The organism is Bacillus sp. ATD (genome assembly GCF_050585765.1).
Classification (GTDB): Bacteria; Bacillota; Bacilli; order Bacillales; family Bacillaceae; genus Bacillus; species Bacillus stercoris.
In genome coordinates, this window is record NZ_JBOBQH010000001.1 from 273,437 (window position 1) to 289,302 (window position 15,866).

The window sequence follows — 15,866 nt, forward strand, 5'->3', positions numbered from 1 at the left end:
TTGGTTCCTATGATGCATTTTTGCTTAAAAACACTTAATAATGTTGAATAAAATTAATAAAAAACTTATAATTACTTAAAGATGATTGCTAAGAAAAGGAATGAGGGCGTGTACCAAGAAGAAAGATTAGTAGCGATTTTGGATTTTTTAAAACAGCATAACCGAATTACAACAGAGCAAATCTGTACGCTCTTGAAAGTGTCAAGGGATACAGCGAGACGCGATCTAGTAAAGCTGGAGGAACAGAATATCATCATCCGCACTAGAGGCGGCGCCATTTTGCCGACTGTTCATCAGAAAATTCAAAGCTATTCCGGCCGCTTGAAAACAGTATCAGAGGAAAAAAACAAGATCGGCAGGCTTGCAGCATCGCTTATTCATGATGGTGACCGGGTGATTTTAGATGCTTCGACAACCGTTCAGGCCTGTGCAAAGCATTTGCAAGCGGTTGATTGTACCGTAATCACCAACTCAATTAATCTTGCGGATGTGCTGTCCGATAAAGAAGGAATTGAAATTTATCTGCTGGGAGGCAAGCTGGAAAAGGAGCACCGCTTTCTGTACGGCGCCTCTGTGATTGAAAAGCTCTCAAGCTACCACGTCGATAAAGCGGTGATCGGTGTGGTCGGTATTTCCGAATACGGCATTACCATTGCGCATGAAGAAGATGGCATGGTGAAGCGGAAAATGATTCAGCAGGCAAAGCAGGTAATCGCGCTTGCAGACCATTCGAAGCTGGGCAGCACCAGTTTTTATCAGTATGCAGAGCTGAATGAAATCGATCTCTTGATCACAGACAGGCTGCCGAATCAGGCATTTTGTGACTTGCTTGACCGCAACGGCGTGGAGCTTCTCGTGACAGAGCAGGATGAAGGAAAGGGCTGACAAACATGAAATTAATTGCGATTGACTTAGATGGAACCTTACTCAACAGCAAGCATCAGGTGAGCTTGGAAAATGAAAACGCACTGCGGCAGGCGCAGCGGGACGGCATTGAAGTGGTGGTGTCAACTGGGCGCGCTCATTTTGATGTCAGGTCAATTTTTGAACCGCTGGGGATCAAAACGTGGGTCATCAGCGCAAACGGCGCCGTCATTCACGATCCCGACGGCAGGCTTTATCATCACGAAACCATTGATAAGCAAAGGGCGTATGACATTCTCTCATGGCTTGAATCAGAGAACTATTATTACGAGGTATTCTCAGGTTCAGCCATTTATACACCGCAAAACGGCAGAGAACTTCTAGACGTTGAACTGGACCGATTCAGAAGCGCAAATCCGGAAGCAGATCTTTCTGTCCTTATGCAGGCGGCCGAGGTGCAATACAGCCAATCGGGCTTTGCTTATATTAATTCCTTTCAAGAGCTGTTTGAAGCGGATCAGCCAATCGATTTTTATAATATTCTCGGCTTTTCTTTCTTTAAAGAAAAGCTTGAGGCAGGCTGGAAAAGATATGAGCACGCTGAAGATTTGACGCTTGTCAGTTCGGCTGAGCACAACTTTGAGCTTTCTTCCCGCAAAGCTTCCAAGGGGCAGGCGCTGAAGAGGCTTGCGGAACGGCTGAGCATTCCGCTCGAGGAAACCGCGGCTGTAGGTGACAGTTTAAATGACAAATCGATGCTTGAGGCTGCGGGAAAAGGGGTAGCGATGGGCAATGCCCGGAAAGATATTAAAGCGATAGCCGACGCTGTCACCTTGACCAATGACGAACATGGTGTTGCACATATGATTAAGCATTTGCTGTAGGTATAGGTGCTGCACCAAAAGTACATCCTGTTGATAACCGGCGTAACGGATTCTTTGGAAATTCGGCGTGACGGCTATGAACGGAAAAAAGCTGGCTCTATAGAGCCAGCTTTTTTAGTCATGATCATTGCGCTGTTGCGCTTAATGTAAACAGTTCTTCGAGCTCCTGTGTGGAAAGCTCGGTAATCCAGTTTTCACTTTGGATAATTTGATCGTTCAGGGTTTGCTTCGATTCGAGCATGGCATCAATTTTTTCTTCGATTGTTCCAGTCGTAATCATTTTATGAACGTGGACAAAGCGCTCTTGGCCTATGCGGTATGCACGGTCAGTCGCTTGATTTTCAACCGCTGGGTTCCACCACCTGTCATAATGGATGACGTGATTAGCGGCGGTCAAATTAAGTCCCGTACCTCCAGCTTTGAGTGAAAGAATCAGTGTCGGATATTCTTTCCTCTGGAATTTCTCAACGAGTGTATCCCGCTCCTGCTTGGAGAGACTCCCGTTTAAAAATTGCACAGGTTCCCCGAACGTTTTTTCAAGCAGCCGCTTCATCATGTTCCCCATCTGAATGTATTGCGTGAAAATCAGGCAGCTTTCGTTTTGGGCGCGGATCGCTGTCATCAGTTCCAGCAATTTTTCGAGCTTGACTGATCTGCCAGCCAGCAGCTCGGTTTGCTCTTCCTTTAAATAGAGCGCGGGATGATCGCATATTTGCTTAAGCCGTCCGAGCATGCTGAGGATCAGCGCTTTTCGCTGCATGCCGGTCAGTGATGTCATATGGTCAAACGTGTCTTTGACAAGCTGCTCATAAAGTGATGCCTGTTCGGCTGACAGCGGAATAAACTCTTTTTCTTCCAGCTTTTCAGGAAGATTAAGCGCGACCTCTTCATCACGTTTGGTCCGTCGGAGAAGGAATGGCCGGATTAACTGCTGAAGCTGTCCAATTCTCTTTTCGTCCCGGTCTTTTTCAATCGGCAGCACATAGCGTTTATGGAAGCCTGTCAAACTGCCGAGGTAGCCTTTATTCATGAAGTCAAAAATGGACCACAGCTCAGTCAGACGGTTTTCCATCGGCGTGCCGCTCAGCGCGATATGATGAAGCCCCTTCAGCTTTCTGATTGCACGTGATTGCTTCGTATGCGCGTTTTTAATATTTTGCGCTTCATCAAGGCAAATCGTGCTCCATGTCACAGAAGACAGCTCTTCCGAATCGGCATGAGACAATCCGTATGAAGTGAGCACCACGTCTGCGTTTTCGTAATGAGCGGCGAAATCATCACCCTTTATACGGCGCGGCCCATAATGGAGCGCGACAGACAGATCAGGGGCAAAGGTTTGAAGCTCCCGCTGCCAGTTGCCGAGTACGGATGTCGGCGCGATAATCAAATGAGGCGTTTTTTGCCGGCCGCTTTCCTTCACGTGCAGAAAATAGGCGATCATTTGAATCGTTTTCCCAAGCCCCATATCGTCAGCCAGACAGGCGCCAAAACCGCTTTCCCGCAGAAACAGCAGCCAGTTCATGCCGTATTTCTGATAAGGGCGGAGTGTCCCTTGGAAAGAAGGGCTGACTTCGTGTTCCGGCAGGTTTTCTGCGGCAGTGAGCTTTCGAATCAGTGACCTGAGCTGTTTGGACAGATCAAATTGAATACCGGCAAAAGCGGATGTATCAATCAAATCTGAATCCTCAAGCCCGCCTTCCCCCTGATCCATTAGTTCACGCGCCAGAATATCGGACATGTGGAGTCCTTCCGATTCCGCTTTTTCCATCAGGCGTTTCATCTGTTTGATGAACTGCGGATCGATTTTTACCCATTGCCCCCGTATATTAACGAGGCGCCTGTTGCTGGCGACGAGCTCATTAAATTCAGCCTCGGTCAGCTCAATTCCATTTGTCGCAAACCGCCAGTTGAAGTCAAGCAGCGCATTCATGCCGACAAATGACTCGCCGCGCGGGGCGGACGACACTTTTGCCTTCAGCATCATGTTGCTGTCTCTGACGATCTGCCACCAGGATGGGAGCAGAATTTCAACGCCCATATCGACAAGCGTCTCACTTGCTTCTGATAGGAAGATCCAGGCTTCTTCCTCAGAGATCAGTGTTGTCCCGGAATCAAATGACAGCCACGGAACCGTTCTGTGAAAGCGGTCCTGCTCACGCGCAATTTTATCGCTGTACGCCTGCCACGATTTTTTGAGGCTCTTCAGCCCGTCAAAAAATTCTACAGCACCGCTCTTTTTATCACGTAAAAACATTTCGATTTTCCAATCGTCTCCGTCAAAGTCCGGTTCATTTAAGCGCAAGCCGACTGTAAATGGAGATTGATCGTCAATCCAGCCAATCCCCTCCAAAAAATCCTCTTCATCAAGAAAATGGCCGCGGAATGTCGTAACCGCAGGCGATTTCTCCTTGATGTGTTCCCATTTCTCCCGCAGGTCATCGTCATATTGGATGTAATCCTGAACGGCAGCGGAAAACCATTCCGCAGTAAATCCTTCCAATATATTGTCGCGGTCCTTCCAGCGAAAAACACCGTTTGTCCATGCTTCATAGTCAGGCATAAAATCGCCGTCTGCGATAAATTCATAGATGGTCGATGCCGCCTCGATCAGCGGCTCCGTTTCTTTTGTAAGCTGCACGGAGCTGAATGAGTTGAACGAGTTTTTGCCGAGAAGCTCTACAGTCATCCATGGAGAAAGCAAAACAGCGGTTGTCCCGATGAAGCTGACATCCTCAAGAAAGGTTCCGTAAAATGAGGATTCGTGCCATTGAAATAAATGCTTTTTCATATGGCTGTAGGGAAGAGGTTGCTCATTCTCATCAAAGGCCGAGAGCGTAAATGATCCATCTTCCATTTGTTCGACGTGGATGAGAATTTCTTTAAGACTCGCCATCAATCAACTTTCCTTTCTGCAGTTCTTCTTGAAGCGCGCGCAGGCGCTTGTAATGTGAGCTCAGCTGCTGAATATACCGCTCCCACACCTTCAGCTTCTTCGCTTTTCTGTACAGGGTGCGCAGTTTTTTCAAATACCGGGCGGCTTCCTTGTACGAGCTGCGGTTCTTCTGATCGATAAAAAAGGACACTTCTCTATGGTAAGCGGGTATAAGCGCCTCTGGGTCGCTCGCTCCAATTTCCTTCAGCATGATTTTATCCATTTCATTGATGGAAAAGCCGACAAGGCTGTGAATTTCAATCCACTCGGCATAGCGTTTTTTTTCATATAAATGATGGCTGTATTCTGTGAACGTATACGGCAGACAGCCCGCGGCATAGCGTTCAAAAAGCGCTTGATCATTGGTTTGCTTCACATAGGCATTCAGCAGAAGGAACAGCTCGCCGATCACATCGCGAATCTCTTTAAACGGCTTATCCAGCTTCGTATAACCCATCGCAATCGGTTCAATTTGCTGGTACCATGTTTTAAGCCGTTTCCAGTCCTTCTTGGCAGTCATTTCACTCAGCCATTGGAACGTATAAGGGAGCGCTTCCGGCGGGAATTGATCAACTTCCGCAAAAATAACGTCATCATTCTTTTGCAGGAACTCCAAATGCAGGCGCCCGAATTGCAATTCAGGAGAAAAACGCCGTCCTGCTTCTTTTTTCAATATCTCCTGTTCGCGTGTCACCCATTTTGGACGCGAAAGCAGCGCACTCCAAATTTCACCAAAGACACGGATGCGTTCATATTGGAAAATTTCTTCTTTCAACAACAAATGCCGGATAACATCCGGTGTTTTATCCAAAAATGGATCGAGCGCAAAAGACAGTGCGTACGTTTTTAATTTATCAATAGAGCTGTAGATTGTATCCATCAGCTGTTCAACGTACGGATTGAGGGAATAAAAATCTTGTTCGGGGTTCAGCTTGCCTGCTTCGATCAATGTGAACATGCGAAGCCAAACCGCAATCGCAGAATGAATCTGATACAGGCTTTTCAGCTCCGGTTTGTTCGGCGCATGTTTTTTTAATGCGGACAGGTAGCCGTAATAGAGGCCCTGCATGTTTTGGCTGCCTTCTGGCGTGCGTGCCTGCCAGAGAGAAAACTCTGAATCAAAAAAAGTGAGCCAGCTTGAAAGCGATTCTTCATTCGGCAGCACCTTTTCCTGAAACTGGCGGCGGACGAGCTCCTTGCTTTCCTCAAGCTTTTCCCTCTCCAGCCAATACTCTGTAAAAGTACCCACTCGCTCGAACATTGCATATACATATAAAAACACAGCCAGCATATGGCGGCAGATTCTTCCGGACGGACATGAACAGCCGCTTTTGACTATGACAAACAAGTTCAATGTGACCCGCACAGGCACAACATCCTGCACGTAAGCCGTAATTTCCGTCGGACTCACTGCTTGTAAACGATAGACTGAATCCTGCCGATATAAAATAAGGGCTTTTTTGATCAGCTGAACATTTTCCTCATTGTAAGGAAGAAGTTCCTTTAACTGTTCAGCAGATGCCAGCACATCGTCTTTGGAAATCATATTCTGAAGCATGATTATCGCTCCTAACCGAGTCACGTAATAAAAAGATCCAATTTCTCTATTATATCGCAACACATCGGCCTTAAAAAGTTTTTCCTAAAAAAGGACATAAAAAATGGGATGTGTCGAATGATGTATTAGAGATTGCAAATTGATAACCGGCATCATATAATAATCGTGTTTTCAACTTATGGAAGCTGAAAGGAAAAAAAAGATGAGTGAAAAGAAATTGAATCAAGAAGAATTTCTGAAAATTTTGATGCATGCACATGAAATTGGTGAGCAGTCATCTGAAATGACGACGAAGGAAATGCTTGAAAATTTGATTTCTCATATTAAAAATGGATATGCAACATAAAAATCCCGCACGCTTTTAGCGGGATTTTTTTATGCGAGATGATGTGACTGCCTGAATAAGAGAAAAAGAGGCAGCAGTGTCAAGACGGTTGGTAAAGCGCTTACATAAAATGAAGGAACATAACGTTTTGTAAAAAAATGTCGAATTATGTCACGTGAAAAGCTTTAGAAATGCGGTTTCAACGTTGTATAATCGTAGATGGAAAAGGATGTTATAAGAGATTTGGAGGTATCATGGGAGAATCTACTAGCTTAAAAGAGATATTATCAACGTTAACAAAACGCATACTTTTGATTATGATTGTAACCGCAGCTGCCACTGCTGCAGGCGGACTCATTAGTTTCTTCGCACTTACACCCATCTATGAAAATTCAACTCAGATTCTGGTCAATCAATCGAAAAACGACCGAAAAGAAGTCCAATTTAACGATGTTCAAACCAACCTTCAGTTAATCAATACGTACAATGTCATCATTAAGAGCCCTGCCATCTTAGATGAAGTCATTAAAGAAATGGGCCTGTCGATGACATCCCAAGAACTGAATGACAAAATTACCGTATCCAGCGAACAGGACTCCCAAGTGGTCAACATATCAGTCAGGGATGAAAACGCGGAAACAGCGGCACATATTGCCAATACTATAGCATCTGTTTTTCAAGACAAAATCACATCCATTATGAATGTTGACAATGTCAGCATTTTGTCAAAAGCCGAGGTTTCAGAACATCCGTCCCCTGTATCGCCAAAGCCGCTTTTAAACATCGCCATCGCGTTTGCGGCCGGATTGGCGGGAAGCATCGGACTGGCCTTCCTGCTTGAGCATTTGGATAATACGATCAAATCGGAAGAGCAGCTCGAATCCCTGCTGGACATACCTGTTTTAGGGACGGTTTCCACCATTGCGAATGAGCAGAAAACAGCAAAAGCCATACAGGGTTTCCAATCTGAAAAAGCGGGGAGTGGACATTTTGGCGCTTAGAAAAAGCAGAGGCTCTTGGATGCGCAGGAATGTCATTGCAATGACAGAACCGAAATCCTTGAACTCTGAACAATATCGGACGATTCGCACGAATATCGAATTTGCTTCAGTGGACCGGCAAATGAAATCAGTTATGATCACATCGGCTTGTCCGGGGGAAGGGAAATCAACAACGGCCGCCAATTTGGCTGTCGTATTTGCCCAACAGGGAAAAAAAGTGCTCCTGATTGATGCTGATTTGCGGAAACCAACAGTACATACGGCCTTTTTTCTTGAAAACACGGTTGGCTTAACATCTGTTTTATTAAAGAAAAGCTCAATGGAGCAAGCTGTGCAAGCCTCAAATGAAAAACATCTTGACGTGCTGACGAGCGGACCGATCCCGCCAAACCCGGCCGAGCTTCTCTCCTCGAAGTGGATGAAGGAGCTTGCTGACGAAGCGAGTGCGGCATATGATATGGTGATTTTTGATACGCCGCCTATTCTTGCCGTAGCAGACGCACAGATTTTAGGCAACGTGGCAGACGGTTCTGTTCTGGTTATTTCAAGCGGAAAAACAGAAAAAGAACAAGCCGCAAAAGCGAAAGAAGCGCTTGAATCGTGCAATAGCAAGCTCCTTGGAGCGATCATGAACGGCAAAAAGCTTTCAAAGCACTCTGAATACGGTTATTACGGAAACAAAGACAATTTCATGCAAAATAAATAACGTGCATCGTGCCCGTTATTTATTTTTGTGAAAAAGGGGGCTAGGACATGATCGATATTCACTGTCACATTCTTTCGGCAATGGATGACGGGGCAGGTGATTCAGCTGACAGCATAGAAATGGCAAAGGCCGCTGTTCGTCAGGGAATCCGGACGATCATTGCGACACCTCATCATAAAAACGGTGTGTATGAAAACGAGCCGGCCGCAGTCAAAGAAGCGGCAGATCAGTTAAACAAACGTTTAATCAAAGAAGACATCCCTTTACATGTGCTTCCGGGACAGGAAATCAGAATCTACGGCGATGTGGAACAAGACCTTGCGAAACGGCAGCTTCTTTCGCTGAATGACACAAAATACATCTTGATTGAGTTTCCGTTTGATCACGTTCCCCGATATGCGGAGCAGCTTTTTTATGATTTGCAGCTGAAAGGATATATTCCGGTTATCGCCCATCCTGAACGCAACAGGGAAATTCGCGAAAACCCCTCCTTGCTGTATCATCTTGTGGAAAAAGGAGCAGCATCTCAGATGACTTCAGGAAGTCTTGCGGGGACCTTCGGCAAGCAGCTGAAAGCATTTTCTCTCCGGCTAGTTGAAGCCAATTTGATCCATTTCGTAGCCTCAGATGCCCATAATGTGAAAACGAGAAATTTTCACACTCAAGAGGCCCTTTATGTTTTACAGAAAGAATTCGGCCCGGACCTTCCTTACATGCTGACGGAAAATGCGGAGCTTCTCCTGCGGAACCAGACCATCTTCAGACAGCCTCCGCAACCGGTCAAAAGAAGAAAATTGTTTGGTCTCTTTTAACAGCTGATTCTCATTTCACCACTTTCTTTTTGAGAGCGATATAATAGTGTATTGTATGATTGAATCACATTTCAGAAATCTGTACAGGCTGTACCCGACAGGCTATGCGGGAGATCATTCGCATTCATGATAGGATGTTCTCATACGATATTACGGAAGCTGCAAAGCAGCAATTTAACTGTTGGAGGGAAACAATGAATATTACAGTCATCGGAACAGGCTATGTCGGTCTTGTGACAGGTGTTTCTCTTTCTGAGATTGGACATCATGTAACCTGCATTGATATTGACGCTCACAAGATTGATGAAATGAGAAAGGGCATTTCCCCCATATTTGAACCTGGTCTTGAAGAGCTGATGAGAAAAAATACAGCTGATGGGCGGCTGAACTTTGAAACGAGTAATGAGAAAGGCTTGGCACAGGCAGATATCATTTTTATAGCGGTCGGCACTCCGCAGAAAAGCGACGGACACGCCAATCTGGAGCAAATTACAGATGCGGCCAAACGCATCGCACAGCATGTCAAACGAGATGCCATTGTGGTAACGAAAAGCACAGTGCCCGTCGGGACAAACGATTTGATTAATGGACTGATCGCTGAACATCTAGCTGAGCCTATCAGTATATCGGTCGCATCCAATCCGGAATTTTTGCGTGAGGGGTCGGCGATCTTTGACACGTTTCATGGAGACAGGATCGTGATCGGAACAGCCGATAAGAAAACAGCCGATACGCTTGAGGAGCTCTTCCGTCCGTTTCAAATCCCGATTTACAAAACGGATATCAGAAGCGCTGAGATGATCAAATATGCCTCAAATGCTTTTCTGGCCACTAAGATCAGTTTTATAAACGAAATTTCGAATATATGTGAAAAGGTCGGCGCCGATATCGAAGCGGTCGCCTACGGGATGGGACAGGATAAGCGGATCGGGAGCCAGTTTTTAAAAGCGGGCATTGGCTACGGCGGTTCTTGTTTTCCAAAGGACACAAACGCCCTCGTGCAAATTGCCGGCAATGTCGAGCATGATTTTGAACTGCTGAAATCGGTTATCAAAGTCAACAACAATCAGCAGGCGATGCTGGTTGATAAAGCGCTGAACAGGCTTGGCGGGGTGACGGGAAAAACGATTGCCCTTTTAGGCCTGTCATTTAAACCGAATACGGACGATATGAGGGAAGCGCCGTCAATTGTCATTGCAGACCGTCTCGCTGCGCTCGACGCCCGTATTAGAGCTTACGATCCCATTGCAGTTAGCCATGCAAAGCATGTTCTCCCGCAAGCTGTTGAATATAAAGAGACGATCGAGGAAGCTGTCAAAGGGTCCGACGCCGTCATGATTTTAACCGACTGGTCTGACATTAAACAATTCCCGTTAGAGGCTTATCAGGATTTGATGGAAACGCCGCTCATTTTTGACGGCAGAAACTGCTACACATTGGATGAAGCTTTGGCTGCAGGAGTGGAGTATTATTCTGTCGGACGAAAGGCGGTTGTGCCGTCAGGTTTAATTCAATAATTGAAAAAGAAAGGCTGGTTGCGCACCAGTCTTTTTTTCGTCTATTGCGGGGTGCTGAATACATTTGCTACTATTTAACTATTGTTTGGAAAAGTATGCAGAATTAGGGCTTCTTTACACAATCGTTTGATAAAACATTAGAAGAAACGAAGAAAACCAGAAAATAAAATCTTTCAAAAATAATTGGAGATGCCGGAAAAGGAGAGTCATCTGATGAATCATCTGCCTGAAAAAATGAGACCGTACCGCGAATTGCTGGAGAAATCAGCGAAAGAATACGTAAAATTGAATGTCCGAAAAGGGAAAACAGGACGATATGACAGTAAAATTGCCGGTGATCCCTATTTCCCCAAGCATGAAACATACCCGACTGATGAAAATGGACAGCCGATGAAGCTTCTGGCGCAGATTAATTTCTCGCACATTCCCCAGCTTGACGGCTATCCTTCTTCGGGTATCCTGCAGTTCTACATTTCTGTTCATGATGATGTCTATGGATTGAATTTTGACGATCGATGTGAACAAAAGGATTTCAGAGTGATCTATTTTGAAAATATCATAGAAAACGAAGACGAGCTTGTTTCTGATTTTTCATTTATTGGCACAGGCGAATGTGATTTTCCGATTTTATCAGAAGCAGCAGTTGAGCCTGTGAAATCTTCGGAATGGGTCCTGCCGACAGATTTTCAATTTGAGCAGTATACGGGCATGGAAACAATGGAGTTCTTTGGCCAGTTCGACGAGGATGAAGAAGACGTTTATAATGAACTGGCTGAAAACGGATTTGGCCATAAAATTGGCGGATACGCTTCTTTTACCCAGCATGATCCGCGGGAATACGCATATAAAGAACACACCATCATGCTTTTGCAAATTGATTCAGACGATGATATCGATTCAATGTGGGGAGACGTCGGCATCGCCAATTTTTTCATCACACCTGACGATTTAAGAAAAAAAGACTTTTCAAACGTTCTGTACAACTGGGACTGCAGCTAATACAAGCTTTTGATCCAAAGGGTCATACCTGATCAGAAGCGGAAATAATATAAGCCAAATGACAAAATCAGACGTGGCCGAACCGATGAAGAACATAAACATGAACAGAGGCAGATCAACAACATCTGCCTCTTTCAAGTGCCTTTATTACTATGACTTTAGGTATTTCCATTCCGTAAAACGCTTTTATTAGCTGTATAACGAACAAAAACAAGATCATATACCTATGTTTTAAGAGTGTTATAAGCCTAAATTAAGCCGTTTACCCTATTTAAGCCGCCTTCTGGCTATTTTAAAATATAATATATGGAAATAAAGTATGGAAAAGTCTATCTTCATCAGCCCCTCCATACGACTTTTTGAGTATTAAGAGGTGATTCAGATGGGTTATGAAAGTATGCTGGCGGATATCAAAAGTTCGCTTAACGGAAAAATTTCCGACGTGGAAGACAAGATCGAAAAGCTGAAAAAAGCAAAAAAGGACATAGACACACTGCAAGAAGAGGCAATCACTGAAATCAAAGAAATTGTAAAACCAGAATTGGGCAAGCACTGGACGGGAACAAAAGCGGATGATTTCGACAAGGGAAGAGAAGAGGCGAAATCGGAAGCATCCAAGATTGTGAATGATAAATATAACGAGTATATGGCTTCGATTCAGATGGAGATTATTCATTTGGAATCTAAGAAATTTCTCTATGACAAAGAATTAAAGCTAGCGAATTTTGCTGGTCATACTCTTGCTAAGGGTGAAGAATTCTTGGAGGATGCTGTTAATCAAATTAAATCTATTAAATTGTGGTGATCTTTTTTATGTCAGAAATTAAATTGAAATACGATACTGTAATCAAAACATTAGATTCTGTCAAAGATGCGCTTGCTGACGTATCAATCGGCGCCGCGGGGTCCAATGGAAAAAACAAACTCGATTATACGAAAAAATATCATGAGCGTGAGGAGAACATCAAAACCATGCTCGGAGATTACAAAAAAGCGGTACAGAAAAATATTGAGGATACAAAGGATAACGTAGATTCACTCAAAGAGCAGGACGAGGCGATAGCGGTAAAATAGAACAGAAAGGGCAGTGCGATGAGTAAAGTATTTGAATCAAAATCTTTAATCGAAGAAGCGAAGAGCAGAAAAAAGCAATATGAGACGCTTGAAGAGCAGCTGAACACGCTGAAAAAAGCGTTTCAGGGAGTTGCAGATTTAGGCGATAATTTTAAAGGAAAAGGCGCGGACAATATTAAAGATTTCTTTCAGGGGCAGGCCGAAATCGTCGAAAGCTGGCTGACGCTTGTCTCTGCTCAAATTGCATTTTTAAATGGCATTTCAGGCGATATTAAAGATCAAGAACTGAATGATTCATATGTGGAAACTTCATTTTTGGATCATGAGCTGCCCAATGGAGACCTGAAAGCCTCAGAGATTGTCTCCGCTCATAAAGAAGAAATCGATTCTATTTTGTCAGGCATCAGCGATATTATTGATCTCGACATGTACACGCTTGACGACTATGCAGATAAGATGGGTGATGCCCAAAAAATCAGACGTGACACGATCACAGCTGTCGATAAGCTTGATGAATCCCTGACCACTGAATATCAAAATTTAGAATCCCTAGACAACGCAGTGCTCACCAAATATTCTGTTCTCATGCAGGCCACCAGCAATGGGAAGAGCGCATCCCCTATGTACTATGACAAAAAAGCCTTCCACAGCAATGAAGTCTACAAAAGCGTCATTGAAGTAGAAAATCAAGGAACAACCTATATCGATGCAAAAGCCCAGCAAGCAGAAGCAAGACGTCTCCAGGAAAAAGCCGAGGAAGAAGCAAACAAACCATGGTACGAAAAAACATGGGATGGAGTTTGCAACTTTACTGGAGAAGTCACTGGCTATTATGATTATAAAAGAGCAACCGAAGGCGTTGATCCGGTTACCGGAGAAAAACTCTCCACCGCAGAACGTGTGACAGCAGGAGCTATGGCCGCTGCCGGATTCATACCGGTCGTCGGCTGGGCAGGCAGGGCCTTCAAAGGCGGAAAAGCCATCTACAAAACCGGAAAAGCAGCTATCGCTGCTGAACACGCTTTAGACGCCTACAAAACAGGCAAATCCTTAGACATTCTCAAAATGACAGAAATGGGTGCGTACGGCCTTGTTGCGTCAAACGGATTCTCAGAAGCCGTCACAGGCCGGGATATGTTCGGAAACAAAGTGTCTGAGGAGAAGCGGAAACAGGGGGCGCTCGAAGCGGCATTGAGTTTGGTTGGAGCCGGTGCATTGGCGAAACACATTGATAAAGGCATCCCGCTTTCAACCCATTCAAAAGTTCAAACAGCTAACAAGACATTAGAAAAAGTAAAACAATTCAAAGTCCCAACAAACGTCCGCGTGTACGCAGAACGCCCTGTAACTCCGGATGGCTTCACATTCGGAATCCCGACAGTCCGTGTCGATGTGGAAAAGACGGCTGTTAAGGATCTTGGGATTGTGAAGATGGCGAGTAGATGGAGTAATGATGGTGAATATGATGGGATTAGAGGATATAAAGGCAGAGATCTTTCAAAATACGATGATAAGTATTTAATTGATCCTAGGCTTGTAGTAGAGATGAATTTTAAGGGGAAAGGCAAATCTGGAACAAATGCAGCTGGCTGGGAAAGAAATGCGAAAAAATTCTTCAACACGTTACTTAAAAATAATCCTGAGTTTTGGAGTGCTGAAAATACTGCTAAGATTAAAAGAGGAAGAGTTCCAGTAGTTGATGAGCAATTTATAAAACATTTTCCACAGTATGCAGATTATTTAAAAGACCCTATGAGGCATCATCATATTGGAGAAGGAGGTCAAGCAGCAGCTTTACCTAAAAGCTTGCACCCTGGATATGGCGGTATTCATAATGTCGAAAAAGAATGGGGAATTACCGGAGTAGATGATCAAATTGCAAATAGACTAGAAACATTCAGAAAAGAATGGGGAAGGTGACAAGATGTTATTACCAGAAGAATTTAATAGAAACTGGGATGTTAATAAAAATGGTCCGTTATTAAAGTTTCCATATGATGATCTAATAGAGGTTCCTTTTTCAGAGGATTTTAAGCAATTTTTATCTATAGGAGGCTTACCTGAAACACCTCCACCTTATTTGGATTTTACTTCCTCTCAAACATCATTTAAACCAATAACTAGTATTTTTGATATGTCTGAAGCATTTCAAAAATATTGGTTGTTGGGATCCACTGGTTCAGGAGATCCAGTGTGTATCGTTGAAAGTAACGAGAGAATCGTTTATTTAGATAATGGTAATGAATATAAAGAAGTATTTATTAACTCTTCAATAAATCAATTTGCTGAATGTATATTACTTTTCTCAGAAATGATTGATAAGGCTATACACATAAATGGTGAGGATGCATTTATTGATAATGATATTCCGGAAGATGTAATCGAATGGTTAAAAGAAGAACTCAAAAGAGTAGACTCTAATTGTACAAGAGAAGGAAGTTTTTGGGGTACTGAAATAGAAAATTTATATGAATAATGAAGAGAGCTAACAGCCTAAAATGGGATATGGAAGTCCCTAAAATAATGAACTTCGTATAAACGTTTAGATTGTTTAAATAATTAAGTTTATTAGTTGGAATGGTTAAAACTATGGAACACGGAATCAGATTTATTAACGAATACCCAGAAATTGGTAAACTTTTTCATCGTCTATTTGTAAATAGGGAATTAGACGAATGGTACAAGAGCAAATGCGCAGAGAAAATAAAAGTACCTGATGAATTTAATCAAATAAAAGGTTTGAAAAAAATTGAAGTTAGAGATTTAAACAATCCTTCAGGAGAAATTGATATCCATTTGCAAGGTCTTTCTGGGGAAAATGGTTTTCATTTAGAACAGCAAATCAATATGAAAGTATCTAAATTGGTTCCTGTTTATGTATTAGATTATAGTTATTCCCTAAGACACGATTTAATCGATGGCGCTTATGACATTGTAGGAACCGCTGAATCTTTAGAATTCATTCAGGGAACGAACTATATTAATAAAATAATGCAAGAGAAAGGGTTTATTGAACTCAGTTATTTGTATGATTACTACGATACTGTGTATGAGTGGAGTGAATTGCCGCATATACAGCCTTTCAACAGGAGATTAACATTAGGAGATGCCTTGTTTACTGATGTATTAGAATTGCTATAGTTAAAAACTTGCCGTGTTGTCATCGGCAAGTTTTTTTATAGAAAGTATAACAA

At 43.5% G+C, this 15,866-nt stretch carries 15 protein-coding genes and 1 pseudogene; 14 read left to right on the forward strand and 2 right to left on the reverse strand.

The features are described from left to right. Window positions 1–108: 108 nt before the first annotated feature. Window positions 109–885, forward strand: a complete 777-nt coding sequence (gene glcR, locus ACQXR1_RS01400) for a transcriptional regulator GlcR (RefSeq protein ID WP_430771593.1) — start codon at window positions 109–111, stop codon at window positions 883–885. A gap of 5 nt (window positions 886–890) precedes the next feature. Further along, a complete protein-coding gene (gene ywpJ / locus ACQXR1_RS01405) occupies window positions 891–1,748 on the forward strand; it encodes a phosphatase YwpJ (RefSeq protein WP_014665655.1) in 858 nt (285 codons plus the stop codon). Between the two features lie 124 nt (window positions 1,749–1,872). Here ywpJ and ACQXR1_RS01410 read toward each other — a convergent pair whose 3' ends face one another. Together ACQXR1_RS01410 and ACQXR1_RS01415 are read right to left on the reverse strand one after the other, a co-directional pair. Beyond that, window positions 1,873–4,641 (reverse strand): DEAD/DEAH box helicase, encoded by a 2,769-nt coding sequence (locus ACQXR1_RS01410; protein WP_430771594.1) that lies wholly within the window; start codon window positions 4,639–4,641, stop codon window positions 1,873–1,875. Next, a complete protein-coding gene (locus ACQXR1_RS01415; protein ID WP_069838559.1) occupies window positions 4,628–6,238 on the reverse strand; it encodes an SWIM zinc finger family protein in 1,611 nt (536 codons plus the stop codon). The genes ACQXR1_RS01410 and ACQXR1_RS01415 overlap by 14 nt, the downstream gene beginning before the upstream one ends. A gap of 202 nt (window positions 6,239–6,440) precedes the next feature. Between ACQXR1_RS01415 and ACQXR1_RS01420 the strand changes: the two genes are divergently transcribed. The 12 genes and pseudogenes from ACQXR1_RS01420 (at window position 6,441) to ACQXR1_RS01475 (ending at window position 15,813) form a co-directional block, all read left to right on the forward strand. After that, window positions 6,441–6,584 (forward strand): hypothetical protein, encoded by a 144-nt coding sequence (locus tag ACQXR1_RS01420; protein WP_003242876.1) that lies wholly within the window; start codon window positions 6,441–6,443, stop codon window positions 6,582–6,584. Between the two features lie 233 nt (window positions 6,585–6,817). Further along, window positions 6,818–7,564: a protein-tyrosine kinase activator TkmA gene (gene tkmA, locus ACQXR1_RS01425; protein WP_014665652.1), complete on the forward strand. Its 747-nt coding sequence runs from the start codon at window positions 6,818–6,820 to the stop codon at window positions 7,562–7,564. Further along, window positions 7,554–8,270 (forward strand): tyrosine-protein kinase PtkA, encoded by a 717-nt coding sequence (gene ptkA / locus ACQXR1_RS01430; protein WP_430771595.1) that lies wholly within the window; start codon window positions 7,554–7,556, stop codon window positions 8,268–8,270. Before tkmA ends, ptkA begins: the two co-directional genes overlap by 11 nt. A gap of 47 nt (window positions 8,271–8,317) precedes the next feature. Further along, complete coding sequence (locus ACQXR1_RS01435; RefSeq protein ID WP_069838562.1) at window positions 8,318–9,082, forward strand: tyrosine-protein phosphatase; 765 nt, start codon at window positions 8,318–8,320, stop codon at window positions 9,080–9,082. Between the two features lie 194 nt (window positions 9,083–9,276). Then, a complete protein-coding gene (uglF, locus tag ACQXR1_RS01440; protein WP_430771596.1) occupies window positions 9,277–10,599 on the forward strand; it encodes a UDP-glucose 6-dehydrogenase UglF in 1,323 nt (440 codons plus the stop codon). Window positions 10,600–10,812: 213 nt separating this feature from the next. Next, window positions 10,813–11,598, forward strand: a complete 786-nt coding sequence (locus ACQXR1_RS01445; RefSeq protein WP_069150460.1) for a YwqG family protein — start codon at window positions 10,813–10,815, stop codon at window positions 11,596–11,598. Window positions 11,599–11,656: 58 nt separating this feature from the next. Further along, window positions 11,657–11,761, forward strand: a pseudogene (locus ACQXR1_RS01450) (hypothetical protein); the annotation flags it as partial. 219 nt (window positions 11,762–11,980) lie between these two features. Continuing rightward, window positions 11,981–12,403 carry a YwqH-like family protein gene (locus ACQXR1_RS01455; protein WP_040081594.1) on the forward strand — a complete coding sequence of 141 codons (423 nt, stop codon included), beginning with the start codon at window positions 11,981–11,983 and terminating at the stop codon, window positions 12,401–12,403. A gap of 8 nt (window positions 12,404–12,411) precedes the next feature. After that, window positions 12,412–12,672, forward strand: coding sequence for a YwqI/YxiC family protein (locus tag ACQXR1_RS01460; RefSeq protein WP_003227825.1), 261 nt, complete (start codon window positions 12,412–12,414; stop codon window positions 12,670–12,672). An 18-nt stretch (window positions 12,673–12,690) separates the two neighbouring features. Next, window positions 12,691–14,592: a T7SS effector LXG polymorphic toxin gene (locus tag ACQXR1_RS01465; RefSeq protein ID WP_430771598.1), complete on the forward strand. Its 1,902-nt coding sequence runs from the start codon at window positions 12,691–12,693 to the stop codon at window positions 14,590–14,592. A 4-nt stretch (window positions 14,593–14,596) separates the two neighbouring features. Then, window positions 14,597–15,148 carry an SUKH-4 family immunity protein gene (locus ACQXR1_RS01470; RefSeq protein WP_014665641.1) on the forward strand — a complete coding sequence of 184 codons (552 nt, stop codon included), beginning with the start codon at window positions 14,597–14,599 and terminating at the stop codon, window positions 15,146–15,148. 113 nt (window positions 15,149–15,261) lie between these two features. Further along, entirely contained in the window at window positions 15,262–15,813 is a 552-nt protein-coding gene (locus ACQXR1_RS01475) for a hypothetical protein (protein ID WP_243571592.1), read from the forward strand. The last annotated feature ends 53 nt before the right edge of the window (window positions 15,814–15,866 follow it).